This is a genomic window from Deltaproteobacteria bacterium (assembly GCA_019309045.1).
In the GTDB taxonomy this organism is placed as follows: Bacteria; Desulfobacterota; Syntrophobacteria; order BM002; family BM002; genus JAFDGZ01.
In genome coordinates this window covers 16,489-42,743 of record JAFDGZ010000023.1, presented here as the reverse complement: position 1 = coordinate 42,743, position 26,255 = coordinate 16,489, and the positions used below count along the sequence as shown (strand labels likewise).

20 protein-coding genes are annotated in these 26,255 nt (G+C 52.0%); 16 read left to right on the top strand and 4 right to left on the bottom strand.

The window, feature by feature from the left end; genetic code table 11:
• Positions 1-5: 5 nt before the first annotated feature.
• A complete protein-coding gene (gene nrfD / locus JRI89_07185) occupies positions 6-1,160 on the top strand; it encodes a polysulfide reductase NrfD (protein MBW2071025.1) in 1,155 nt (384 codons plus the stop codon).
• Between the two features lie 61 nt (positions 1,161-1,221).
• On the opposite strand, the gene JRI89_07180 is transcribed toward nrfD, so the two are convergent.
• Positions 1,222-1,818, bottom strand: a complete 597-nt coding sequence (locus JRI89_07180; protein ID MBW2071024.1) for a VOC family protein — start codon at positions 1,816-1,818, stop codon at positions 1,222-1,224.
• 391 nt (positions 1,819-2,209) lie between these two features.
• Between JRI89_07180 and JRI89_07175 the strand changes: the two genes are divergently transcribed.
• Both JRI89_07175 and JRI89_07170 read left to right on the top strand, forming a co-directional pair.
• Positions 2,210-2,395 carry a 4Fe-4S binding protein gene (locus JRI89_07175; protein MBW2071023.1) on the top strand — a complete coding sequence of 62 codons (186 nt, stop codon included), beginning with the start codon at positions 2,210-2,212 and terminating at the stop codon, positions 2,393-2,395.
• Positions 2,396-2,608: 213 nt separating this feature from the next.
• A complete protein-coding gene (locus JRI89_07170; GenBank protein ID MBW2071022.1) occupies positions 2,609-2,794 on the top strand; it encodes a 4Fe-4S binding protein in 186 nt (61 codons plus the stop codon).
• A gap of 146 nt (positions 2,795-2,940) precedes the next feature.
• On the opposite strand, the gene JRI89_07165 is transcribed toward JRI89_07170, so the two are convergent.
• From JRI89_07165 to tatB, 3 genes are all read right to left on the bottom strand, one after another.
• Positions 2,941-3,396, bottom strand: a complete 456-nt coding sequence (locus JRI89_07165; GenBank protein ID MBW2071021.1) for a cytochrome c3 family protein — start codon at positions 3,394-3,396, stop codon at positions 2,941-2,943.
• Positions 3,397-4,694: 1,298 nt separating this feature from the next.
• The gene (gene tatC / locus JRI89_07160; protein ID MBW2071020.1) at positions 4,695-5,462 is read right to left on the bottom strand and encodes a twin-arginine translocase subunit TatC; all 768 of its coding nucleotides are present in this window, start codon (positions 5,460-5,462) and stop codon (positions 4,695-4,697) included.
• Complete coding sequence (gene tatB / locus JRI89_07155; protein MBW2071019.1) at positions 5,449-5,799, bottom strand: twin-arginine translocase subunit TatB; 351 nt, start codon at positions 5,797-5,799, stop codon at positions 5,449-5,451. Before tatB ends, tatC begins: the two co-directional genes overlap by 14 nt.
• A 187-nt stretch (positions 5,800-5,986) precedes the next feature.
• On the opposite strand from tatB, the gene JRI89_07150 reads away from it, so the two are divergent.
• The 13 genes from JRI89_07150 to JRI89_07090 all read left to right on the top strand — a co-directional run bounded on the left by JRI89_07150 (position 5,987) and on the right by JRI89_07090 (position 26,230).
• Entirely contained in the window at positions 5,987-6,313 is a 327-nt protein-coding gene (locus tag JRI89_07150; GenBank protein MBW2071018.1) for a LysR family transcriptional regulator, read from the top strand.
• Positions 6,314-6,718: 405 nt separating this feature from the next.
• The gene (locus JRI89_07145; protein MBW2071017.1) at positions 6,719-7,636 is read left to right on the top strand and encodes a hydrogenase small subunit; all 918 of its coding nucleotides are present in this window, start codon (positions 6,719-6,721) and stop codon (positions 7,634-7,636) included.
• 21 nt (positions 7,637-7,657) lie between these two features.
• On the top strand, positions 7,658-9,136 hold the full coding sequence (locus JRI89_07140) for a nickel-dependent hydrogenase large subunit (protein ID MBW2071016.1): 1,479 nt from the start codon (positions 7,658-7,660) through the stop codon (positions 9,134-9,136).
• Positions 9,137-9,622: 486 nt separating this feature from the next.
• Positions 9,623-10,099: a HyaD/HybD family hydrogenase maturation endopeptidase gene (locus tag JRI89_07135; GenBank protein MBW2071015.1), complete on the top strand. Its 477-nt coding sequence runs from the start codon at positions 9,623-9,625 to the stop codon at positions 10,097-10,099.
• Positions 10,100-10,314: 215 nt separating this feature from the next.
• Positions 10,315-11,238: a DUF362 domain-containing protein gene (locus JRI89_07130; protein MBW2071014.1), complete on the top strand. Its 924-nt coding sequence runs from the start codon at positions 10,315-10,317 to the stop codon at positions 11,236-11,238.
• Positions 11,235-12,845, top strand: a complete 1,611-nt coding sequence (locus JRI89_07125) for a 4Fe-4S binding protein (GenBank protein MBW2071013.1) — start codon at positions 11,235-11,237, stop codon at positions 12,843-12,845. The genes JRI89_07130 and JRI89_07125 overlap by 4 nt, the downstream gene beginning before the upstream one ends.
• A 1,108-nt stretch (positions 12,846-13,953) precedes the next feature.
• Positions 13,954-14,772, top strand: a complete 819-nt coding sequence (locus JRI89_07120) for an outer membrane lipoprotein-sorting protein (GenBank protein MBW2071012.1) — start codon at positions 13,954-13,956, stop codon at positions 14,770-14,772.
• A gap of 189 nt (positions 14,773-14,961) precedes the next feature.
• Positions 14,962-17,733 carry an MMPL family transporter gene (locus JRI89_07115; protein MBW2071011.1) on the top strand — a complete coding sequence of 924 codons (2,772 nt, stop codon included), beginning with the start codon at positions 14,962-14,964 and terminating at the stop codon, positions 17,731-17,733.
• Between the two features lie 443 nt (positions 17,734-18,176).
• Positions 18,177-20,030 (top strand): cyclic nucleotide-binding domain-containing protein, encoded by a 1,854-nt coding sequence (locus tag JRI89_07110; GenBank protein ID MBW2071010.1) that lies wholly within the window; start codon positions 18,177-18,179, stop codon positions 20,028-20,030.
• Positions 20,027-21,328, top strand: coding sequence for a Ni/Fe hydrogenase subunit alpha (locus JRI89_07105; protein MBW2071009.1), 1,302 nt, complete (start codon positions 20,027-20,029; stop codon positions 21,326-21,328). Before JRI89_07110 ends, JRI89_07105 begins: the two co-directional genes overlap by 4 nt.
• Positions 21,329-21,783: 455 nt before the next feature.
• Entirely contained in the window at positions 21,784-24,048 is a 2,265-nt protein-coding gene (locus tag JRI89_07100) for a CHASE2 domain-containing protein (protein MBW2071008.1), read from the top strand.
• A 542-nt stretch (positions 24,049-24,590) separates the two neighbouring features.
• Positions 24,591-25,211: a response regulator transcription factor gene (locus JRI89_07095; GenBank protein ID MBW2071007.1), complete on the top strand. Its 621-nt coding sequence runs from the start codon at positions 24,591-24,593 to the stop codon at positions 25,209-25,211.
• A 698-nt stretch (positions 25,212-25,909) separates the two neighbouring features.
• Positions 25,910-26,230: a PilZ domain-containing protein gene (locus tag JRI89_07090; GenBank protein ID MBW2071006.1), complete on the top strand. Its 321-nt coding sequence runs from the start codon at positions 25,910-25,912 to the stop codon at positions 26,228-26,230.
• Positions 26,231-26,255 lie beyond the last annotated feature (25 nt).

Here is a 26,255-nt window from a genome sequence, read left to right as displayed (position 1 = left end):
TGGCTATGTTTGAGACTGCGCTCAAAGGAAGCAAGAAATACTGGGGACTGTTGTTTCTCTTGTTTGGTCTCCATGGGTTGGGTGCCAGCTGTTTCCTCTATCAGCTGAGCAAGGGCTTGACCATAACCGGCATGAGCAGAGATGTGTCCTGGGGACTCTATATTGCTCAATTCACCTTCCTTGTTGGGGTGGCGGCTTCGGCGGTGATGGTGGTGCTGCCATATTACCTTCACAACGTCAAAGAATTTGGCAAGATTACCATCCTGGGGGAGTTTCTGGCTATCGCGTCGGTTTCCATGTGTTTGATGTTCATTCTGGTGGACCTTGGCAAACCCATGCGGGCCCTGAATGTAATTCTGCACCCCACGCCAAATTCGATTCTGTTCTGGGACATGATAGTGCTGAATGGCTACCTGTTCTTGAATCTCCTGATCGGCTGGACTGTGCTGGCCGCGGAACGGAAACAGGTAAAGCCGCCCGCCTGGATCAAGCCTTTTATTTACCTGTCCATACCCTGGGCAGTGAGCATCCACACTGTTACGGCGTTTCTATATGCTGGTTTGCCGGGCAGGCACTTCTGGCTCACGGCCATCATGGCCGCCCGCTTTCTCGGTTCAGCATTCGCTGCTGGTCCGGCTCTGCTTATCCTCCTTTGCATGATTGTCAGAAAGGTCTCCAAGTTCGATCCGGGGGAAGTTGCTATTCAGAAGCTGACCAATATTGTCCTCTATGCGACGATCATCAGTATTTTCTTCGTCATCCTTGAACTGTTTACCGCCTTTTACAGCCAGATTCCAGGCCATACCAGCACGTTTGTTTACCTGTTTACCGGTCTGCATGGACACAGCAACCTGGTTGCCTGGTGGTGGGCCTTTGTGGTTCTCATCTTGATAGCCACCTTGATGCTGCTCACTCCCTCTTTGCGACAAAACGACACCACCCTGGCCATTGCCTGCGCCATGGTCTTCCTGTCTTTGTGGATAGAAAAGGGAATTACCCTGGTGATTGCCGGTTTTATTCCGGATCCATTCGAAAAAATCACCGAATACGCCCCTACACCCCCTGAAATCGGCATTACTTTAGGGGTGTGGGCCACCGGCTTCCTGATCCTCACGGTTCTCTATAAAATTGCCATCACCGTGAAAGAGGAGACGGCCTAGCAACCATTCACACTGCTCCATAGTGGCATTCATGGCCCCCAGCTCGAGGTGGGGGCCATTTTTATTTAAGCCAGATGTTCTTGTCGGCACGTAGCAGCTCCAGGCCCTCCCCAGGATAGACCTGCCGATCTTCCTCGAATTCGCCCTTTTCCGAGATGGGCCACCAGTCTAAAGAAGGCTCGGGTCCTTCTCTGGTTGCTGCTGAAGGCGACCTGTCCACCATTGTGGGCTCCTTGCGGATATCGACCCCCTTCACACAATGACTGAACTCTATGGGAATTCCGTTCGGGTCGAAAGAGTAGAGTGAATGAATAAAGCCATGGTCGATTATTTCTGAGGCCCAGAAGCCTGCCAACTCGAGCCTGTTCTTGAGTTCCCAGAGATCATGCACACTTTCTACACCGAAGGAGACGTGATCAAAGATCACCGGACCAGCCACCGGGTAGCCGTGGTCCTTTTCCTTCACGGGTTCGGCTCCAGACCATTCAAAAAAAGCGAGCAGGTCATGTGGAGAAATTTCAAAAAAATAGTGACGATAGCCAGGTTTGCCGAGACCAGCAACCAGTCGCATGCCAAGAAGATCGCGCCAGAAGCGAATGGTTCGGTCCATGTCTGCCGTAACCATGGCCAGGTGATGAATGCCAGTGAATTTGATCATAGTTTTCCCCCAGCTGGTAAAGAAGTCCGCATACGGATCAAAAGAATAACACTTGACGGCTGATTGATCTACAAGTATAGAAAAGGCGCTTGCAACCCAGCTCTTTGCTCTGGGAAAGGAATACTGAGCCGATTCGACCAGTGAAATCATGAAAGGCACCTCGTTTTTGCTGTGTAGATCTTTTGCCTCGTACGCTCCAGGATCAAAAACGAGACGCGGCGGTAGCGAGAAAAGGTTGACAAAAGAAAATATTCACGATAGATTGGGCGCTGGCAGATGCTAGGTAGATTTTAAAGCATTAACCACTTGGAATCATTGTTTATCTTAAGAGTTACCTGGAACCGTATTTTGGTGAGGTAAACGCAGAACTTCTTAAGGAGGTGACGAATCGATGTGGGAAGTAACTGTGGATAAGGACAAGTGTACAGGCTGTGAGGAATGCGTAGAGGTCTGCCCAGTGGATGTCTACGAAATAGAGGACGGCAAGTCCGAACCAGTGAATGCCGAGGAGTGCCTGGGTTGCGAGAGTTGTGTCGAGGTCTGCGAGGCAGGTGCGATTACAGTGGAAGAAGTCTAGCACGGTTCGCACCCCGGATGTTCATGTTCATAGAAAAGCTTTGAAAGCCGGAGTCCTGCAAACAGGACTCCGGCTTTTCTATTGTCGGGAGAGAGGGTATTGTTAGCGGAGATTTCTGTCTGTAGCGAAAGGAAACCCTGATGGTCTGGTATTGCTTTACTGGCATAAAGAAAGATCAAGCCAAACAGCTGTCTGGCAGGAGGGATGGAACGTATGTGGCAGATTACTGTGGATAAGGAAAAATGTGTCGGTGACGGCGAGTGCGTTGATGTCTGTCCTGTTGACGTCTACGATCTGGTGGAAGGTAAGGCAGAGCCAGAGAGGGCCGATGAATGCCTCGGTTGCGAAAGCTGTGTTGAAGTCTGCCCGGTGGAAGCCATCACTGTAGAAGAAGTCTGATCTTTTGTGAAACATCTGGGCTTGAAAAGTTTTGGGGTCGCAGTTGACTCACTAGGAAAAAAACAACCGGGGCCACTTTCAAAAGGCCCCGGTTGTTTAGCTCAACAGCAGCAAATCCTCTGGCTGCAATTATAACAGTTTTTCTGTTACTTTTTCTTTGGATGACATTTGGCACAAGTTGTCGGAATTTTGGCGTACTTTTTCCGGTCTTCTTTCTTCAGCTTCTTGTGACAGCCAATGCAATTGTTGTGGAAGGCAAGTTTTAGATTGAGCTTTTTCTTGTCCGGCGGCAGCTTCATCTCGCCTTTCACGGTGGGCTCGTTGTGACAATCCTGGCATTTCTTGACAGGATCCCCCTCTTTCCAGACATTCTTGCCGCCCTCATAGTGGTGATGACATTCGGTACAGGCAATCTTGTACTTTTCAATGTGGTTTTTATGGTGGAATTCCACGGCACTCTTGGTGTGAGTCGTCCACAGGGTTGACTTCAGGCTGATCACATCAGGCACTTTGGGAGCGTCTGCTGCACCGCTCAAGCTCAAAAACACCGCACCGCTCAGAAAAGCCGCAATCGCGAGTACTATCAGAGTTTTTCGACCCATGACTCTGTTTCACCCCCTTTCTCGAGGTAGCCTCGTCAAACAAAACCTCACCCACAGAATAATGCATATACAATATATGATGTATACCGAAATGTGAAAATTTTGTCAAGCTGGATTCATGAACACCGCTGGTTATGGGTCATTGGGTATCGGTTGTCAGGAACAATTCAGTCGGTGTCTGCTGCATGCTGCCTAGTGTCTGGTGGTTCTAAAGTAGGAGCGGCATCTTGCAGCAAAAGTGAACGTCTCACAACAACGAAGAAAGAGCCGAGAGCCGTGGCCGCCAGCCGAAACGGGCCTCGTAGCCCTGGCCGTAGCCGAGCTCCCCGAGCGGAAGTGCTTGGCAGGAAGGCCTGCTCCGCAAAGAACATAGTCGCGCATTTCAGGCAGCCTCAGTTGGCCTTTGGGCATGGCATGTTTTCATATCAACCTCGGCAATTCACCTCGCGGGTAATGAGTTGTCGGTGGCTCCGAATGTTCTTTGCTCCGCAGACATTCCTGCCGTCTCACCAGGATGGCTGTTCTCATTGGCTTAAGTATCGGATAACAAGATTAGGCGAGAGCCGTGGCCGGCAGCCGAAACGGGCCTCGTAGCCCTGGCCGTAGCCGAGCTCCTAGAAATGAGTTGTCGGTGGCTCCGAATGTTCTTTGCTGCGCAGCCATTCCTGCCATCACATCAGGAGGGTGTTTCCATTGAGCAATGTTGCGTATGAAGATTTGCCGGGGGCCGTGGCCGAGAACCGAAACGGGCATCCTAACCCTGGCCGTAACCGATAAACGTGGGAGCGGCATCTTATCGCGAAGGTGAACGGGTCACAGCAACGAAGGAAGAGCCGAGAGTCGTGGCCGGAAGCCGAAACGGGCATCGTGACCGTAGCCGTAGCCGAGCTCCCCGAAATGAGTTGTCGGTGGCTCCGAATGTTCTTTGCTCCGCAGGCATTCCTGCCGTCTCCCTGGGAGGGCTTTTCTCTTTGACCTTTGTTGTAGGTCAAGATAAACCGAAAGCCGTGGCCGCCAGCCGAAACGGGCCTCGTAGCCCTGGCCCTAGCCGAGCACGTCAAAAGGGCAACGGCAACGAGTTGGTAGCCGCAGGCTTTAGCCTGCGTTGTCCTGTGTTGATAGCTATTTCGGCAAGCAATTGCGCCATGGCGCCAATCTAATACTGGGCGCTGGCTCAGCCTTCAGGTTAGCCGCAGCAATTGGCTAGTGAAAGGGGGGCACTTTCATTTTGCCACCAACCAGTGTTGCCTAGTGATTCACCGGGCCTCGTAACCGTAGCCGTAGCCCTCACTGCAGTTTCAAGCAGCAGGTTCTTCCTTTTCTTCAGCCGCAGGTGATTTCTTGCCAAATATCCTGGCAATCCATATGCTTAATTCGTAAAGCAGGATGAGAGGACCTGACATCATTATCTGGGTGACCACATCAGGTGGAGTGAGGATTGCTGCGACTACAAAAATAATGAGAATGGCATACTTCTGTTTGCTTCTCAGCAGCTTCGCATCTACCAGGCCCAGCCTTGCTAGAAAGAAGGTGAATAGCGGCAGTTCGAAAATTAGACCAAAAGCAAAAAGTAGTTTGGCCGCAAAGCTGAGATATTCTCGAATGCTCGGCAGCGCCTTGATGTTTTCGCTGGCAAAACCGATGAAGAATTTGAATCCGAAAGGAAACACCACGAAATAGCCGAAAAGCGCCCCTCCTACAAAAAAGAAAGTAGAAAAAAGCACGATTGGCAGGAGGGCCCGTCGTTCTTTCTGATAGAGACCCGGGGCGATGAAACGCCAGAATTCGTAAATGATTACCGGGGTAGCAAGACCAACCCCTGCCAGAAATGCCACCTTGAGATAAGTAAAAAATGCTTCAGGAAGAGCAGTAAAGATGAGCTTGTCACCCGCAGGCATGACCTGGATGAGGGGCCGCATGAGGATGGCAAAGAGCTGCTTGGCAAAAAAGTAACAGATTACAAAACCAACACCGATGGCCACGAAGCACACAATAAGGCGCTGTCGCAGTTCCTCGAGATGCTCGGTGAAAGGCATCTTGTCATCGAGAGTCTCATTCTCTGCCATGGGACGGTTTCTCAGGAGCTGCAGAGGCGGGCGAATCGGTTTCTGTATTGTCGTTTTCCAGGGTGTCGCCGGTTTCCGCGCTGTCCTCTGCCTTGCTGGAAGGTTCAGGAGGGATCTTGACGTCTGCCATTTGTGCCTTGGCCTCGCTTATGGTCTCTTTGACCTCGGAAATGGCGCTGTCCACCTCTAAACTGTCTTTGAGTTCATTTGTGGCTCGCCTGAATTCGTTGATGCCTTTGCCCAGGGCGCGAGCCAACTCGGGCAGCTTCTTGGGCCCGACCACAATCAAGGCGATAGCCAGAATCAAAAGAAGTTCTGGCATCCCTATTCCGAACATTTGAGGATTCTCCAATCCGGTAAGAGAAAATTTCTAATAAAATACTGCACTTGTAATGGGTGAATTGTAGATTCTTTTGCAGACCCTGTCAACTGTTTTCAGATGTTGATTGATTGAATCACAGTTCCATGATAAGTCCTATCCAGAATGAGATGCGAACGACATATGCCATAACAAGGGAAAGTCCATGGAGCTCAAGGTAAAGTGGTGGCTCGAGGAAAATGGCGGTCTTGTACTCGGCAAAGGTCGCTGTATGCTGTTGGAAGCAATTGATCGCAAGGGATCCCTGCGAGAGGCAGCAAGAGTCTGCCGCATATCCTACAGGGCGGCCTGGGGCAAGCTGCGAGCTTCTGAACAGCGGCTGGGTGAGCCCCTGGTAGAAATCAAACCCGGGAAACGAGGCATGGAGCTAACTCCACAGGCCAGAAAGCTGCTGGATGTTTTTCATGCCGTTGCCGTCGAAATCGAGAAAACCACTGCAGAAATCCAGAAAAAAAATCTCAATCCGGGCTAACAGGACCCCCGGCTCTCTTGACAAAAACTTTCTGCTCATATATACAGAGTGCTACATCATAGTTTATGTAAGAACAAGCACGAAGCATCCAATAGACCATATTTTCTCACCAGTCATAACCTGAGAACACAAACGTAATCGATTCTTGATCAACTGACGTACTTATTTGCATCGAATAGCTGTTAGTTGTACAGCCCAAAAGGCTTTTGGCGATAGCTCGAGGTCTTAAAGTTGAAGCCAGAATATGCCCCTGTGCAGAGGTTCAAGCAGCACTGCGGGGGTTTATTTGGCACCTGAGCAATATCTTGTTGGAGTTACATTTCTCTAGGAAAGGAGGGATAGCGGGTAGTTTTATTTGAGGGGAGCAAAGAGCTGATAAACATGAAGTGGATGGAGGGGTTTTAGATGAGTCTATCTCGAAGAGAATTTATCAAGCTGTGCGGGGCCTCCGCTGCGGGTGTCGGCCTTTCCCAATTGGCTCCGGCCCCCATTGTAGAGGCTCTGGAGAAAGCGGCTGCCGGCAATCCGCCTGTGGTGTGGATCATGGGACAGGGTTGTACGGGGTGCTCGGTATCCATCCTGAACACGGTGCACCCTACCATCGAAGAGGTGCTCACCAAGATAATCAGTATGAAGTTCCACGAGACTGTCATGGCTGCGTCTGGTGAGTTGGCAATCGAGGCGATGGAAAAGACGGCAGAGGAATATCCTGGCAAATTTTATCTCGTGGTGGAAGGTTCGATTCCCACGGACAAGGATGGCATGTATTGTCAGGTAGGCACGTATCACGGCAATACCCGAACAATTTTGACCGAAGTGGTAGAGCTGGGCAGGAAAGCTGCAGCCGTGGCAGCAGTGGGTACCGACGCATGCTACGGTGGCATTCCAGCGGCAAGACCAAACCCTACTGGCGCCAAGAGCGTCATGGAAATTTTCAAAGAATACGGGATAAAGACGCCGGTCATCAACATTCCCGGTTGCCCGCCTAACCCCGACTGGATGGTGGGGACGCTCGCCCATGTTCTGCTCTACGGAATCCCAGAACTTGATGAACTTGGCCGGCCTCTTCTCTTTTATGGCCAGTTGATTCATGACAATTGCCCTTACCGTGGCTACTTCGAATACGGTGTATTCGCCAAAAAGTTTGGCGACGAAGGATGCCGCTACGAACTCGGCTGCAAGGGGCCGGAAACCTATGCTGACTGCTGGAAGAGGCGTTGGAACAACGGTGTCAACTGGTGCGTCCAGAACGCTTTGTGCATAGGCTGCGTCCAGCCGGATTTCTGGGATAAATACGAGCCTATCTACGAATCTCTTGGATAGGGAAAATAAGGAGGAGAGAACATGGCAAGCTGTCTTACTCCGTCGGGCGGCAAGAAAGCTGCGCCAGCTGCAGCGGCTGCCGGGCCCCAAAAGATTGTGGTGGATCCGGTAACCCGCATCGAAGGGCATCTCAAAGTGGAGGTGACGGTGGCGGGCGGCAAAGTAGTCGATGCCAAGACGACCGGCGGTATGTTCAGAGGGTTCGAAATCATACTCAAGGGGAGAGATCCGCGCGATGCCAGCCAGATCAGCCAGCGCATCTGTGGCGTCTGTCCCACCGGTCACTGCCAGGCTTCGGTGCTGGCACTGGATGATGCCTTCGGCGTTACCCCGCCCACCAATGGCCGCATTATCCGCAACCTCATCTTGGGCGCCAACTACGTGCAGTCCCATATCCTTCATTTCTATCATCTGGCTGCTCTCGATTACGTCAAGGGGCCTGAAATCGCCCCCTTCGTGCCACGATACGACGGGCCTGATGTGTATCGTCTGCCTAAAGCCGTTAATGACGCAGCCGTAAAGCAGTACCTGAAGGCGCTGGATATGAGGATGAAGGCTCAGGAGGCCCTGGCCATATTTGGCGGCAGGATGCCTCATGTGCAGGGTGTTGTGGTTGGCGGCACAACAGAGAAGCCTTCGGCAGACATGATCGTTGACTATGTATGGCGCATGAAAGAAATTCAAAAGTTTGTCCACGAAACCTATGTGCCAACCGTGTACCAGGTGGCTGGAGTCTACATGGATCTTTTCGAAGTAGGTACCGGCTGCAAGAATTTCCTTTCCACCGGCGTCTTTCCACTGGACAACGAGGACAAGACTCACCTTCTCAAACGTGGGGTGTACACAGAAGGGAAAGACTACCCATTAGATCCCATGCTTATCAGGGAGCAGGTAAAACATTCCTGGTTTGAAAACTACACCAACCTGCACCCATTTGAAGGTCGCACTGTGCCCATGTACCCCAAGTCGGGCGCTTACTCCTTCATCAAGGCACCTCGGTATAACGGTAAACCGCACGAGGTTGGCCCGCTGGCAAGAATGTGGATCACCAATCCACCGGTGAGCGATCATGCCAAGAGGTTCCTCGGCGTTTCCACCAGCAAAGAGGTGCCATTCCGCGCTCTGGGCGACAAGGCATTCTCCATAATGGGACGCCATGCGGCCAGGGCCGAAGAGTGTGCCCTGATAGTCGACAAGTGCATAGAGTGGGCTATGCAGCTCAAGCCAGGAGCTGCCACTTACAAAGAGGCGCCAATTCCAGCCTCATCGAAGGGCATGGGACTGAACGAAGCGCCCCGGGGTTCGGTGACTCACTGGATCGTTATCAAGGACAAAAAGATAGACAACTATCAAGTGGTTTCACCGACGCTCTGGAACGCTGGCCCCAGGGATGACAAGGACATTCCGGGACCGATTGAGCAGGCCCTTATCGGAGCGCCTGTTCCTGACCCGAAGAATCCGGTGAACGTGGTGAGGGTGGTACGCGCCTTTGACCCGTGACTGGGATGTGCGGTGCACGTGCTGCACCTTGACAGCAAGAAGCGCTACGAGTTCAAGATTGCTTGATCTCGGAAAAGTTAAACTGCTCGATTGGGGGGCTGCTCAGAGGATGTTCTGGGCAGCCTCTTTTTTGGGATTGTCAGTTATCGCTTATTGGTTATCAGTAGACGTCTTGGCAATATATTGGTAGCCGCAGGCTTCAGACTGCGTTGTGAGGCTTTGGAGCATGGTTTGTGGCTACGGTTACGAAGCGCGTTTCGTTAGACGGTTGACGGCAAGGTGTAATGATTGGCCGATTGAGGTATCGCAGCGAGACGCTGCTCCCACAGAAGGATATGAGCAACAATTTCTTTCTGTGGGAGCGGCATCTTGCCGCGACAGTAAACGGGTCACAGCAACGAATAAAGAACCGATTGACATAGCCGCTAGTCGAAACTGACCTCATAGCCCTGGCCGTCAGCGTAATAGTCAAAAGGGTAGCGGAAAATGTTTGAAGGCAAAATCGTCATACTTGGTGTTGGCAATCTTCTCATGTCAGACGAGGGTGTGGGCATTCATGCTGTTCAGGAGCTGATGAGGCGCAAGCTCCCAGCAGAGGTGGAGGTAGTGGATGGCGGTACTTCCACGTTAGACCTGCTGCCGCATCTGCACAAGGCGCGCCGGGTAATCATTATAGATGTAATAAAAGCAGGCGGTGAGCCTGGGGACATATACCGCTGTCGGCCTGAAGACCTGCAAGAAAATCAAGAGCAACCCCTGAGTCTACACCAGGTGGATTTTGCTCATCTGATGAAGATGGCGGAATTGATGGGCTATCAAATTGGTCCTGCGGTGATCTACGGCATGGAACCAGCAGTGATCGGTTGGGGCATGGAACTGAGCCCGATTGTAGCAGCGAAGATGCCGAAGCTTCTGGAGCTGGTGCTGGAAGAGGTGAGCACTCATATAGAGAACACCCCATGAAGCTTTCCCTATCTGACCCAGCAGTAACGAAGGAGTATTGCACCAAAAGGATAGGCTGGTATGGCGGATGCATTACCAGTGAGAGATCGTCTAGAAAGTCTCATGAACATTTTTGTACACACTTACATGAATATGATTCTTTTAAGGTAAAGTAACTCTTGCATGCTGATATAAAAGGTGCTAGCGTATTTGCATATGGATTTCAGGAGAGAGGTATGCGAAGGAGAACTTTTCTCAAGAGAATGCTTGCCACCTTCGCCATGGCTCTTGGTCTGGATGGAAGCCTCTTCCAGAAGTTTTTCTCTGAATTTGCCCTGGCTGCTCCGGATTTGCCTCGGGTGGCAACTGGCACTAACCAGGATTATTCTCGCCTGCTTACCGACATCATGCATGCCCTGGGGGGTATGGAACGATTTGTCAAGCCCGGCCAGCGGGTGGTGGTCAAACCGAATATCAGCTGGGACAGGAGGCCGGAGTTTGGCGCCAATACTAATCCGCTGGTGGTGAAACGGCTGGTGGAGCTCTGTCTCGAAGCTGGAGCCGGAGAGGTAACTGTGATGGATCGTCCTTGCAACGATCCGCGGCGGTGCTATAGGGATAGTGGCATTCTGGATGCAGTTAGAAGTATTGGCAGTGACAGGGCAAAGATCAAACATTTGAATCCCAGGCGCTTTGTGGAAGTGAAGTTACCCCGCGGAGTTTCCCTGAAACAGTGGCCCTTTTACCGGGATGCTCTGGAGGCTGACGTCCTGATTGTCGCTGCCCCTGCAAAGCAGCATGGCAGTGCCCGTTTGAGCTTGAGCATGAAAAACATCATGGGATTGGTGGGCGGACGGCGGGAGCGGTTGCACGTGGGCGGTCTGCATCAGCACATTGCCGATCTGAACACTGGTTTGCGGGCTGATCTGAGCATTATAGATGCCACCCACATGATGGTGGCAAATGGACCTTCGGGGGGCAGCCTGGATGATGTCCGGGTGCTCAACCGGGTAGCGGCCAGTGCTGATCCCGTAGCGGTCGACTCTTATGCAGCCACCCTTTTTGGCCTGCAAGGTGAGGACATCGGTTACATTCGCTACGGATATCAGATGGGTTTTGGCCAGATAGACCTGAACAAAATCAACCTGGTGGAAGTATGAGCGAGCAGTCGGGGAACGGCCTGCGCCAGCGTGGGTTGGCGTGGCTGTGGCTTCGCCGTTTCAGCCAGGTAATTTCACTCTGTTTTTTCCTCTATCTTTTTCTTCGCTACCGTTACCAGGATCAAAATCTGTTGCAGGGCCCGCTTCACCTTTTTTTTCGGCTCGATCCCCTTCTCTGGTTATCTGAGATCGTTGCTTCCTGGCGATGGACGTGGTTTTTTCTGCCTGCCCTGGCTGTTTTACTGCTGACAGTTTTGTTGGGCAGATTTTTCTGCGCCTGGATTTGCCCGCTGGGGGCCCTGTTCGATGGCATTGGTACAGCCCTGAATGCACGGCGTGGGAGACAACCTGGCAACCTCTCTCCCTCTTACCGCCTGATCAAATACCTCCTGCTGCTAGTCCTGATTGTACTGGCGATCTTTGGCTTTAACTGGATTGGCATCTTTGATCCTCTGGCACTCTTTTTCCGTTCTCTTGCTCTGGCAATCTATCCAGCTGCTTCCTATTCCGGAGAGCGGCTCTTCGACTTGTTGTTCGGACTCTCCCCGGAAAAATGGGGCGATAGTCTGGATGCCATCTATAGCGTCTTGAAGGGGCCGTTGTTGGCGGAGCGCGCCCTGTCCTATCATTTACTAGTTTTTACTGGCCTGCTCTTCATAGGAGTGTTGCTCCTCGAACTGGTTGAACGCAGATTCTGGTGCAAGAACCTCTGTCCCCTGGGAGCCCTGTTTGGCTTGTTCGCCCGCTGGCGCCGTCTGCGCCGCCTGCCCGCCAAACTCTGCGGGGACTGTGGCGAGTGCAAGTTTCTGTGTAAAATGGATTCATTTGCAACAGAGAGCGGCCGTCAGAATCTCCGAGAGTGTATTCTCTGCATGAGCTGCCAGGTCAGTTGCCGGGAAAATAGGGTGCAATACAGGTTCAAAGCTTCCCAGCCAGCAGTGCCGCATCCCGACATTGGTAGACGGAGGATCGTTCTGGCAGTCGTGAGCGCTGCAGTATCTTTGCCCCTGCTCAAGGTGGGATCTAAGCGGGCGCAGGCACAAGCTATCAGGCCTGCTGGCGCCTTGCCAGAATCTGAGTTTCTGCAGCGCTGCCTTCGCTGCGGTGCCTGCATGAAAGTCTGTGTCACCAACGGCCTGCAGCCGCTCCTATTGCAAGGTGGCCTCGATGCCTTGTGGACACCAAGCCTTGTTCCCCGCCAGGGATACTGTGAGTTTCACTGCACTCTTTGCGGTCAGGCCTGCCCCACAGGGGCCATCAGGGCACTTTCGGTGGCTGAAAAGCAGCGCACTGTGATCGGCAAAGCAGTGACTGATCCGAGTCGGTGCATTCCTTACGCTCGTGGACAGAACTGTCTGGTTTGCGAAGAGCATTGTCCCACCTCGCCCAAGGCGATAGTGCTGAGACCCCAGAAAAAGATGAATCCCCATGGGAAAGTGGTCACAGTGAAGCTGCCAGTGGTGATTCTAGATCGTTGTATCGGCTGCGGTATCTGTGAAAACAAATGCCCTGTTGAAGGATTACAGGCTGGCATCAGGGTGCGCCCCCTGGTCTCTATGGAACAGCGGTTATTGGAAAAGGCGCAAGGCGCAGGGCGCAAGGCATAGGGGAGAGGGTTATCGGTTATCGGTTGACGGCAAAATAAAAGTGCACCCCCTTTACCGCCGCGCTGCTGCTGGCTAGCCTCAAAGCCAAGCCTGCGGCCGCTATTACAACGGTGCCACGGGACTATTGCTTCTCGAAATCGATATCAACACAGGACAACGCAGGCTTTAGCCTGGGTTGGCAAGTGTTGCCAGTTCTGTTGTTGGGCAGGCTTATGGAGCCCTGACCTCAACCGGGGTCCTCGAGCGGAGGTGCTTGGCAGGAAGGGCTGCTCCGCAAAGAACATAGTCGCAAATTCCAGGCAGCCGCAGTTGGCCTTTGGGCATGGCATGTTTTCATATTAACCTTGGTTGTTCTTTTGGCGGGTAATGAGTTGTCGGTGGCTCCGAATGTTCTTTGCTGCGCAGCCATTCCTGCCGTTACACTTGGAGGTTTTTTCCATGAGTTTTTCCAGGTAAATAGCCGAGAGCCGTTGCCGAGAGCCGAAACGGGCCTCGTGACCGTAACCGTAGCCGAGCTCCTAGAAATGAGTTGTCGGTAGCTCCGAATGCTCTTTGCTGCGCAGCCATTCCCGCCGTCTCACCAGGAGGGCTGTTCTGATTGGCCTATGTCTGAGATAATAAGAATAGCCGAAAGCCGTGGCCGCTGGACGAAACGGGCATCGTAACCCTGACCGCAACCGGGGTCCTCGAGCGGAGGTGCTTGGCGGGAGTGGCTGCTCCGCAAATAGCATAGTCAGATATCTCAGGTAGCCGCAGGCTTTAGCCTGGGTTGGCAGGTGTTGCCAGTTCTGTTGTTGGGTGGGGTTATGGAGCGCATTTGGGTAAACGGCTCACGTTAGAGGTGTGGTACTGACAGAGCAAGAAAACGAGTCACGTTGCCAGGCATCTTTACCCGGCACCCTGCACCATGTGCCTTGCATCTTGCTATCCTGGCATCTTTGTAGTATCAAAAAGGGTATATACATTCTGACCAAGATATGTCTTGTTTTGTCCGGGCCTTTTAATGACACATAATTTGGCTATCTCGGATTTAGAAACTGCTCCGACTCGGGGCATTTCGATTGGATAAGCACTGAACACCCAAGAGTGCACAGCGGGAGGGTACCTTATGATGTTGAGAATGGTGGCGCTGCTCCTCACAGGACTCTTGTGTATTCCCGCCTTCAGTCCGGCTGTGGAAATGAGCGGGCGACAGATTCTGGAAGAAGCGGGCCGGCGGCAGAAGACCAGGACGGAACAAGAGCTTTTTGAAATGATACTGGTGGACTCTCAGGGCAACCAGGAAAAGAGAGAGGTCTGCCGTTATATCAAAGAAGTAGAACCGGATATTTATCGGACCCTGCTGGTATTCTTGAGTCCCGCTGATGTTCGTGGTACAGCCCTGTTGCTTATTCAGCACAGGAATGAAGAAGATGAGCAGTACTTATACCTGCCGGCCCTGGGGAATCTGCGGCGGATTGCCAAGGGAAATCAGCGAACCTATTTTATGGGGACTGATTTTGCTTATGAAGACATGCGCACAGATGATTTGAGCATGCACGCCTATTACCGTCTGCCGGATGAGATCATTGACGGCAAACCATGCTTTGTTGTGGAGGCAGTGCCGAATACCAGAGAAGCCAAGAGAGACAGCGGTTACAGTAAACGGATCATCTGGGTTCGGCAGGACACATTTTTTTCTCCAAAAGCCGAGTTTTATGATAAACGCGGCAAGTTACTGAAAGTACTTCAGGGATCAGACTGGGAGCAGGTGACCTCTGAAGTATGGAGGCCCCAACAGGGGACTATGGAAAACGTCCAACGCCGCCACAAGACCATTCTCAAATCTCTCGAAAGAAAGATCAATATAGATATGCCCAATGAAATGTTTACCACCCATTTCATCCTGAAAGGTAAGCACGTAAAACAAGCCAAAACAAAGAAGTAAATTAAAAAACCGCCCTGACGCCACAATGATAATCTCGGAAGGCCTGTCAGGTGAAACGGGCTGGAACTGGAGATATGGAAGGCGGGGCGGATGACAGCAAGCATCCTCTTCCATAGTCGTGAATTTGCCCACAGCCTTCATTGATACCGCCGCTTGTAATGGCAACCGATTCTTTCTGAGAGGCTCCTTATGGCCAGGGTTATGATATGGTGCAGAGACCATGGCTTGCTTGTCCTGGCTATAATACTGGCCATTACCGTTTTCTTTGGATATTTTGCCCTCCGCACCAGGATAGATGCTTCAGCCTCGGGTATGATGATTGAAGGCGACCCGGAGCTGCACCTCTACCAGAATGCCCTGAAGACTTTTGGCAGCGACGACGTTACGGTTGTCTATATCCGTGACAAGAACCTTTTCACTCCCGGAGTGCTGCAGGCTGTGCAAGCCGTCTATTATGCTCTGCAGGATATTCCCGGCGTCACCAGGGTAGACAGCCTTTTCAATGCCGTAAATCTCAAGAACGACGGCGGAGTCATTTTTGCAGGGCCGCTACTGGACTGGATTCCAGAAGATTCTGAAGAACTGGCTCTGATTCGCCAGGATGCCGTCCACAACCCGTTGCTGTATAAAACCCTGATATCAAGGGATGGCCAGGGCATGGCCATAAACATCATGGTCGAACCGAAAAGCGGTGCGACTGATTATTACAAACGCATCACTGCGGATATTGAAACAGCCATCCAGCCCCTCAAGGGGCAGGTAGAGGAGGTCTTCCAGCTGGGGATGCCTTATCTGCGGACTGAGCTGGCAGAACTCATTCTTGGCGACCAGTTGACCCTGGTGCCTCTGTCAATCGGGGTAGTGCTGCTCATCCTGATGGTCTGTTTGCGCAGCGTCAACGGAGCCATAATTCCCTGCCTGACTGCGAGCTTGAGCATCATCTGGACTCTCGGCTTCATGGCCTTGCTGGATATTCCGGTAAACGTCCTCACTGTCATCGTGCCGTCTCTGATCATTGTCATAGGCTCCACTGAAGACATGCACATCGTTTCTGAGTATTTTGCCGGTCTGGAGGCGGGCCACGAGCGCATGGCTGCCATTGAACACACGGCCCACCAGGTTGGTCTGGCAATTTTGCTCACTGCCGTGACAACCTACCTGGGCTTTCTTTCCATCGCCGTCAACAAGATAACCCTGCTGCGAGAATTTGGCCTGGTGGCCTCCTTTGGGCTGGCGGCAAATTTCTTGATAACTCTCTCCGTGGATCCAGTCTACCTTCGATATTTTGGCGACAGAAAGTCGCCGGCACAGAGGCGAGTAAAGGTTAATGCTGCAGGTCACTCCTTTTTCAACCGGCTAGCAACGGTGGTGGTGCGGCTGGTAAGGACAAGGAGAGGTGTGGTGCTCTGGGGACTCCTTGCCGGGGCCTACCTCATTGGCATGGGCAGCCTCAAGATCAGGGTGAATAATGACCTGTTGGGCTATTTCAAACAGGACTCTCCCATTAATGTCAGGAGCAGAATGCTGCATCGGGACATGAGCGGCGCGCAAAACTTCTTTATTACCCTGGATGCGGGATTGGCAGGAGCGTTCAAGCTTCCAGAGAAGCTCGACAAGATCTTTGCCATAGAGAAATACTTGCAGGATGGTGGCCGGATTGATGCAACACTTTCTCTGGCTGATTACATAGCCCTGGTAAATCGCGAGATGAAAGGAGGACAAAATGAGGCCTATGTGATCCCTGAATCTGCCGACCTCATAGCTCAATACCTTCTCCTTTTTCAACGGTATGACCTGGAACGGTACGTCTCGGCCGACTACAGCAAAACCAATATTATTGTCCGGCACAACATTTCCTCCTCGCACGAGCTCAGAGGGGTGGTAAAGGACCTGGAGAGCTTCATGAGCAAGACGCTGGGGCCCGGAGTCTCTTATACTGTCACCAGTGAGGGAATTCTCATAAACAAGGCGGCAGATACCATGGCCACCGGGCAAGCCCTATCTCTGTCTTTGCTGCTTCTGGTCATCTTCATTTTGATGAGCTTCCTCTTTGTGCGATTCAAGGCGGGGTTCCTCTCATTGATTCCCAACCTTTTTCCTATCATTATCATCTTCGGAATCATGGGACTGGCCAACATCCCGCTGAATACGGGCACCGCCATGATTGCTGCTATAGCCATCGGCATCGCTGTAGATGATACTGTTCATCTGATGGTTCGCTACAATAGTGAAATGAAGAGACTAAATGACCAGGAAGAGGCTATGGTGACCTCTATTCACAGCGAAATCAGGCCGGTGATGACAACCTCCATGGCACTGGCTGTGGGCTTCGCCTTGTTGAGCTTTTCTCACTTTGTGCCAGTGATTTACTTTGGTGTGCTTTCGGCTCTGGTAATGCTGCTTGCCCTGATAGGTGATTTGTTTCTTACGCCTGTGCTGTTGATCTCCACACGTCTCATTACTCTGTGGGATATGCTCACCCTGGATCTCCGCGAGCGTGTGGTCAAAAAGTCGCCGCTCTTTGAGGGTATGAGTTCGTGGCAAATGAAGAAAATTGTGCTGGTTTCTCACGTCCAGACATTTTCACCCGGCTCGTATATTATTCGCAAGAATGAGCTCGAGAGGGTCATGTATATGCTCCTGGATGGCACTGCAAGGGCAGAAGTGGATAGAAAAGACGGCAGAAAAGAGCAATTGCAAGAGCTTCATCCTGGTGATGTCTTCGGCGAAATTGCCCTGGTGAATGCGGTGCGCCGCACCGCTGATGTGGTTGCAGTAAATGAATCCGAGGTCCTCTGTATAGATTGGGAATCATTGCAGCGCCTCCGAAGGATTTTCCCACACATAAGTTCGCGGCTATTTCTCAACATTTCCAAGATCCTTGGTGAAAGACTGGCAGTCAGGACCGAGGAGTGGATTTGTCGGCAGCACATCTGTGAGGTGTGTGGGAAACCGTTTTGACGGGTTAGTTGGGTTATTGGTCACTGGAGGACTTGGAAGCTAGGAGGCTGGGAACCTGGTGAGCTGTTATTGGTTGTCAGTTATTGGGAAAGGCGTTAGGCACAGGGCGCAGGGCTCATGGCAAGGGCTTCAGGAATTCGAATTTGGAATTGCGAATTTCGAATTGGGAGGCAGTGGGTTATCAGCTCTAGGTAGACGTCTTGGCAATATGCTGGTAGCCTCAGGTTTTAGCCTGCGTTGTGAGGCTTTGGGGGCACGGTTTGCGGCCAGGGTTACGAAACCCGTTTCGGCATTCGGTAACGTTGGTTGGCTTTTTCTTCGTTGCCGCGAGCCGTTTACCGATACGGGTTTCGTGGCCGTTGCCCTAGCCTTTACCGTTATCCAGATATGGGCCTGTTAACCATTGTCCACAACCGGTGCTCAACCAGTGAGGCAATGACATCATGGCGTACAACGAAGAAATATTCGGCACTTTTTATGAAAAGGGAGAGGTTGTGTGTCGTCAGGGGGAGCCGGGCGACACCATGTACATAATCCAGTCCGGCGCGGTGGAGGTAAGCCAGCTTCAGGGGGGGCAGGAAGTTGTGCTGGGGCTCATGGAAGCAGGAGATTTCTTCGGCGAAATGGCCCTGGTTGACGAAAAACCGAGATCAGCCACAGTAACTGTCATAAAATCAGGCAGACTGCTTTACCTCACCCGGGAGACGTTGCTCGAAAGGGTGCGTCAGGACCCTGGGGTGGCCATTCATCTGCTCAGGGCTTTGAGCAGGAGGATTGAGGAGACGAGCAAACTCTTGCAGCGGAAGGTTGAAGAAAGTGAATCTTTGCGAGTGGCTCTCGAAAAAAGAAGACAGATGGAGTGCCAGCTGTCGTTTACCGAAGAAAGGCGCGGCCGGGGTAATGACGGGAGCGAGACCTTTCTGCAGCTTCCCCTGAGTGCACCTCTGGACATCAAGGCACTGGCCCGTGCAGAAAGCGTTACCTTCGATTCTTACGAGAATATTTTTCGCCAGGGTGATCCAGGCGAGGCCATGTATATCATCGCCCAGGGTGCGGTCGAGATTTATCAGGAAAAGAGAGGTGTTCGATGTTTCCTGACTCGCCTTGGGCGTGGAGATATTTTCGGTGAGATGGCGCTTCTTACCAGCCGACCTCGCTCGGCATCCGCAGTGGCGACCGAGCGCTGTCAGTTGGTGCCGATCATGCGAAGTGCCTTTTTCAATAAAGTGAAACGCGATCCCGGCCTTGCACTCTATGTGTTGCAGGTTCTAACCCTGCGGTTGCGCCGACTCCATCAGGCCATGGCTGATCCGGAGAAATGGGTGGATATAGTCCAGATGAGCCTTTTGCCACCATTGCGAAAAGAGCAGCGAATCCGGATGGCATTGGTGTCGCTTTCTACCTGCGGTAGTGGTGCGGCAGTGCTCCTGGAAGATCAACAAAAGCTGGGAGAGTTGCTGGAACGCGTTCGCATCGTCTACTGTCCGATGCTGATGGATCAGAGCGAGATTTCTGAAGCAGACATAGTAGCAATAGATGGGGCGGTGCGGATGCGAGAGGATGAGGAACTGCTGCGAGAGGTGAGATACAAGAGCGACTACCTGGTAGCCTGGGGCACCTGCGCTGCCCAGGGGGGAATACCCAGTCTCGCCAACATGTTCGAGCTGGAAGAGATAGTTGAAGCATCTTATGGCGAGACTCAGGATCCTTTCGACTATTACCTATCTGGTACCAGAGCTGGTGCTGGAGGAACCTATCAACGCAGCCAGATGGCCCTGCTTCGTCGGGCTGGAAAGCTGGATGATTTTGTCCGGGTTGATTATTACTTGCCGGGCTGCCCCGCGCGGATAGATTACCTTATCCAACTCGTAAAAGAACTGAGAGGAGAGCAACAAAGTCTGAAGCTGCGGCAGATCGTCTGTGCCGAATGCAGCCGAAAGCCCAGGAAAGTGGAGGCTGATGCCATGTTCGTCTACCCTCGGCAGGACTGGGACCCTGCTCTCTGTTTCTCATCGGGTGCTTCTCTGTGCCTGGGTTTTCTGACCAAAGGGGGCTGCGGTGCCATATGCCCCAGCAATGGCCTGCCCTGCTGGGGATGCCGGGGACCATCAGCGAAGGTCCTGAAGCGTATGAAAAAGGGAGAGACCCTCGAGCAGATAATCCTGAGTTCCTTACGAAGACGTTGCCACCATGACGAAGAAGAGCTGAAGACAGTCATGAGAATCCTGCGCAGCTGTGGTTACAGCCTCATGAACTTCTCTCACAACATGGTCCTGGACCCATCGAGGATACGATGAGTAGGAAGATTCTTCTCGAGAAAGCAACTCGTGTAGAAGGAAATGCAGATATCCTCATTGAGGTGGAAGAAGGCGAGATCAAAATTGCCCGCTTTCTGGTGGGAGACTTTCGTGGCTTTGAACGGTTCTGCAAGGGAAGGCGGGTGGAATTTGTACCGCAACTCATATCCCGCGTATGTGGCTTGTGCAGCAGTTCTCACCAGGTCGCAAGCCTCAAGGCGATCGAAGAAGCACTTTCAGTGGAGGTGCCGGCCTCAATAAAGAATCTGCGGGAGATCATCGTCCTGGGTGAATGGATAGGCAGTCATGCCCTGAGCTATTTTTTCCTTACGGTTCCTGACTTTCTTGGCGCAGCTGGAGGAGTCTTCGAGCTCATGAAAACTCATCCAGAGATTGCCACAGAGGCGTTCGCCCTGCGCAAGGCCGGACAGAGAATAGTGGAACTGCTCGGCAAGCGCGCCTCGCATCCAGTTGCCATGGGGATCGGACGTTTTCTCATACCTCCTACAGAGAGTGAGCTGGAGCAGGTGCAACAAATTGCAGCTGAGGTGCAAGTACGGGCGAGAACACTGCTGGTGGAGGCTGGAAAAATTCAGCTTGACCAGGACAGCATCGAACTGCCACCTGACCAGGAAGCCCTCTGTCTGATATACGACGGTCGCGAAGGGCAGGATGTTTTCAGAGCCTACAGTAAGGAAGGCAGGACTGTGGCGACCTTTGCCAGGGAAGAGTTCGAGGAAAATGTTGCCGAGATGAGGGCAGAATGGACATTTGCCAAATTTCCCTATCTTCGCTCATTCGGCTTTCCTGCCGGCATGGTACTGGTGGGTCCGTTTTCCAGAAAATATCTCGAAGGCGGCTTTCTGGACGATCCGGAAATAGCTTCTCTGGAAATCGTAGCTTCTTTCAAGGAAAAAGAGCCCGCCAATCTCGAAAGCTACGATGTTTGCCGGTTGGCGGAGATCCTCTGGGCGGCCAAACGAATTGAGCATCTTCTCACGGAAGTGGATCTCAAACAGACAGCGGTGGATGTTGACTTCAAAGTGAGCGGTAAAGGCATTGGCGTATTGGAGGCTCCCCGCGGCGTACTGGTACACAGCTATCTAGTCAAACGTGGCTATCTGGAGCGAATGCGGCTTCTGGTGGCTACTCAGTTCAATAATGCCTACATCAATTTGCTGATAAAAGATCTGGCTCAGAAACACCTCCACAATGACAGACTTTCCCCAGCCGGTGAACGATTAATAGGCCGCTGCGTTCGTATATTCGACCCGTGTCTGAGCTGTGCAACGCATTAAAAAAGGGTTGTGAGTTGCGGGTCATAGATTTCGAATTTCGAATTGGAGGATGCGAGGTTCAGGCTACATTGTACCTAAAACGCTGGCGATTCATCTGTAGGAGCGGATCTCTAGCCGCGACCAGCAATCTCCCGGCTTCCGCCTTCGCCTTTGACTTCCGATTTCGCCTCCGGCTTCGGCGGACAAGTCATCGGACAAGACGGCGGACAGGGGGAAGCTGTTAAGCCGATGAGCTTTTGTTGGTTCTCGGTAAATGTCTGGGCAATATGTTGGTAGTCGCAGGCTTTAGCCTGCGTTGGCCAGTCAAGAAAATGAGGTTATCGGTTATCGGCAACGAAGAAAACGCCGACTGACGTTACCGACGAACGAAAAGGGCTTCATAACCGTTGCCGTAACCCAGACAGAGGAAGCGGCACCTTGCCGCGACGAAAGATACTTAACCAGGACAATTCGTGATGAAATTTCGCCTGAAATCATTATTCAGCCTTAATCCATTTTCCATTTCACTGGGTATCACTGTCCTGGTTGTGCTGTCGTTTCTAGTGGGAATACCTATTCTCGATTTGATCGAGTTGAAAACTTACGATCTTCGTTTTCTCTCCCGCGGTTCTGTGCAACCCACCGCGCCCGTAGTCCTGGCACTGATAGATGAGAAAAGTCTCGATGTGGAAGGACGCTGGCCCTGGCCGCGCTCCAAGTTCGCTGATCTATTGAATATCCTTTCCAAAGATGGAGCAAAGGTCATCAGTTTCGATGTGGGTTTCCTGGAGCCTGACGAGAATTCGCAATTGAGTTTGATCAGGGAATTGAACAGACAGGTTGCCTCTCTAGAGATCAAGAATCATCTGCTGTCTGAGTTTTTAGCCCGAACAAGGATGGCTGCAGATAATGACCTGCTGCTGGCCAGGGCTATCGGCAACTGTGCCGCCTCGGTGGTCCTCGGCTATTTCTTTCACATGGACGAAGGCAGCCTGGGATATAAGATAGGCGAGAAAGAAATCAAAGAGCAGCTTGCCCGCATCAACTCATCCAAGTACTCGCTCATTATTTTTGAAGGCCAGGACACGGGAGTTTCACCATTTATCAAAGCCTATGCACCGGAGAGCAATCTGAAAATATTTACCAGCAAAGCAGCCGCTTCTGGATATTTCAATGTAACCACTGACCGCGACGGGGTGGTGCGCTGGCTGCCTCTCGTTATCCAGTGTGGCAAGGAAGCCTTTCCTCCCCTTTCTCTGCTGAGTGCCTGGTTTTACCTCGATAAACCCCAGCTGATGATCAAAGTTGCTGTTTACGGAGTGGAAGGCATCCAGATGGGACGCCGTTTTATTCCCACAGACGAGAACGGCCAGATGCTCATCAACTATCTGGGTCCGCCCAAGACTTTTCCTCATTACTCCATAACCGACATTCTCCATGGCAAGCTTGCTGCCGGCACCTTTAAAGACAAGATCGTGCTGGTAGGGGCTACAGCTATGGGAACTCATGATTTGCGTAGTACTCCTTTCAGTCCACTGTATCCCGGGGTGGAAGTTCATGCCACGGTTATTGACAATATCTTCTCGCAAAACTTCATCACCAGACCCAAATGGTCGAAAGTCTACGACTTGTTTGCCATTATTGTACTCGGGTTCATCACAGCAATAGCCATCCCCAGAATGAGTGCTCTCAAAGGTCTGCTGCTTGCTTCAGTGCTTTTTATCTGTCATATCGCCATTGCTCAATGGCTGTTCGTGCGCTCTGGCGTCTGGCTGAATATAGTCTATCCCCTGTTTGTTCTGTCCGTAACTTATCTTGCCCTTACTGTCTATCACTACTTCACGGAAGAGAGAGAACGCAAGAAAATCAAGGGCGCATTCAGGCACTATGTGGCCCCGATAGTGATCGAAGAAATGCTCAGGGAACCTGGTCGCCTGAAGCTTGGGGGTGAAGAAAAGGTGCTCACTGTACTATTCAGTGATCTGGCAGGATTCACCAGTTACTCTGAGCGCTATGCACCCCATGAGATGATTAGCATTTTGAGTGATTATTTCGCAGAGATGACCGAACAGGTCTTCGCTTATCAGGGTACTCTCAAAGAATACGTGGGAGATGAGCTGATGGCCATTTTTGGGGCGCCCCTGGATCAGGAAGACCATGCCCAGCGAGCGTGCGCTGCTGCCCTGGCGATGCGGGATGCCCTGCATCGGCTGCGAGAGGAATGGACCAAGATTGGCAGGCCTCCTTTGACGGCCCGTACAGGTGTCAATTCTGGCCGCATGCTGATCGGCAACATCGGCTCTCGCTACCGCTTTGCCTACGGGGCACTGGGAGATCAGGTGAATCTTGGCTCCCGTCTTGAGGGGCTGAACAAGGTCTACAGTACGGAAATTCTAATAGGTGAAAACACAGCAGATCTGATTGGCGATTCTTTTCAGCTCCGTGAGGTGGACATGGTGCGAGTCAAGGGCAGGCAACAGCCGGTGCGAGTTTATGAACTGCTGGCCGAGGCCGGTACTTCCCTCCCACCGGAAAAAAAGAAGGGTTATGCTCACTTTGCCCGGGGGTTGGAACTTTACAGGCAGCAGCGCTGGCAGGAAGCTCTTACCCAATTTGAACGCGTGCTGGAGATCCTTCCTGAGGACGGGCCTGCCAGGGTCATGAAAGAGCGCTGTCTCATTTACTGCAAGAGCCCTCCCGAGGGGGAATGGGACGGTGTGTTCATCGCACGAACGAAGTAAAAGAACGGGCAAACGGCACAGGGCGCAAGGCTTGCGGCAACAGCATCTAGATTTCGAATTTGGAATTGCGGATTTCTAATTTAGAATACGAAGTCGGGAGCACGTTTTCCCCAATATTGCTGACGATTCTCCTGTGGGAACGGTTCTCTAACCGCGGCGAGCCCTATTGGAGGAATCCTTTCAGGGGATCGATTCATGCTGTGCTTGGTGCTTACTGCCTGCTGGTCCAATCGTGGGAGCGGCATCTTGCAGCGAAAAGAGTGGGTATGGCTACGTGTCACAGTACGGCGCTTGACATTGCCGAAAGACGAAACGGGCCTCGTAACCCTGGCCGTGATCCCTTTGCCTTGTGCCCTGGGCCATGTGCCGTCTTGCAATAACCGATAGGTGGGAACTTGGAACTTTTCGTATTGACGTGGTAAGAAAAACGTCGTACGGTAACCGTAGTCAACTTTCAAGAACGCTAGGTTTTCCCTGCCATGGTATCAGAGGACCCTCGAAAATCTAAAAGCTCTGCTTCTTCAAGGGCGAAGAGTGTCTATGTGGTAGGACCCAGTGCGGTGCAGAATGAGCTCATAGCCCAATGTATAAAGCGTGAAACTGGAGTGCGCTGTCTGGTCAAGAAAGAGATTTCTCAGGTGATTGCAGCGGAAAAGGAGGAGGGAGAATATGCCCTGGTGCTCCTGGATTCCCAGGGAAAAGATATGGAGCAACTTCTCACCGACCTCAGAACATTGGCCGCGCAGGATTCCACCAGATACGAGATGGTTCTTTTCAATGTCAGCTCTGAATTGGAAAATGAAGAAAGATGTGTGTGGGAGGGCGTCAGAGGGCTTATCTATCAACATGACCCCACGGATCACTTTGTCAAGGGCGTATGCAGGGTGCTCGAGGGAGAAATGTGGGTCTCCAGGGGGATTATGGCAAAGTGTATTACAGAGGGTAAAAGCGGACACGACCCCACAAGAAAGGGGCTGACTTTGCTCACTCCTCGTCAGGAAGAGATACTTGCCCTGGTGGCTATAGGAGCCACCAATGAACAGATCGCTGAGAAACTCTGCATAAGTCCGCACACCGTAAAGACGCATCTCTATAATATATTTAAGAAAATAAAAGTACCCAACCGTCTGCAGGCCGCTTTCTGGGCTGCCAAAAACCTCTAGCGAATAAGACGAAAGTACTAGTCTTCCCTTTCTTCCTAATACTATCTGCCTACTGGTTTCTTAGACATCCCCCCACGGAAAAATACGAAAAAAACCATACCATTCCCCGATTGTGTTTTATCTCAAAAACAAACAGGATAGGAGTTAATAACTGCAAGTTTTGGGTTTTGTGGGTTAGTCTGCAGCAAGGAAGGCTGAAAGGCCTCCGCTGGTTATCAGTAATCAGATGCCAGAAACAATGTGGTAGGACCGGAGCTCTAGCCGCGACCAGCTCTATTGTGAAGACCCTATCAGGTGCTCCAGTTATATTGTGCTTAGTGCTTACTGCCTGGTCAAACTGTGGGAGCGGCATCTTGCCGCGATACGGAACGTCAGGGGCAACGGTAACGAAGCCCGCATCGGCCAGGGTACACGGCAAGGTAGAAGGAGATATGGGATTTGGCATTGTGGAAAAACGAGTAGCCGTGTCGTTAATCTTCAGCCCTGTGCCCTAAACATGTACCCTGTGCCGTCTGCGCGTATAGCGCCGCTGCCTACTGCTTACTTCCTGGTGCCTACTGACTCAACTGGCCTGGTAACGGCAACCGAAGGCGTCACCTTCAACACGGCACCCATATGGTCGGTTGCGTTTACATAATATGGTACGGATCGTGAACCAGTAATTTTTAATTGGGCGCAGGCTCACATGGATTGAGAAAATGCAAGAGCGACGAGAGTATGAGAGGTTTTCTTTGGGTCTTCCCGCACGAGTCGAAGTGAAATCGCCGGTACAGAAACAGGTGTTCGATTTCCGTACCAGGGATATCTCGGCAGGTGGGGCTTTCATTGCTGGCAGCGTTCAGATAGCCCGGGGTACAGAGGTTCATCTGGACATCACGGTGGAAAATGAGCGGCTGCGGCAGCTCACCGGGTGTCATTCGTTAATACGAGTGAAGGGAAGAGTGCAGCGCTCCAACTCCGACGGAATAGCAATCAGATTTGACAAGGACTATCAGATCATGTGCCTGAACAGCCACTGAGCGGATGGCAGCAGTCAGTTGTTCC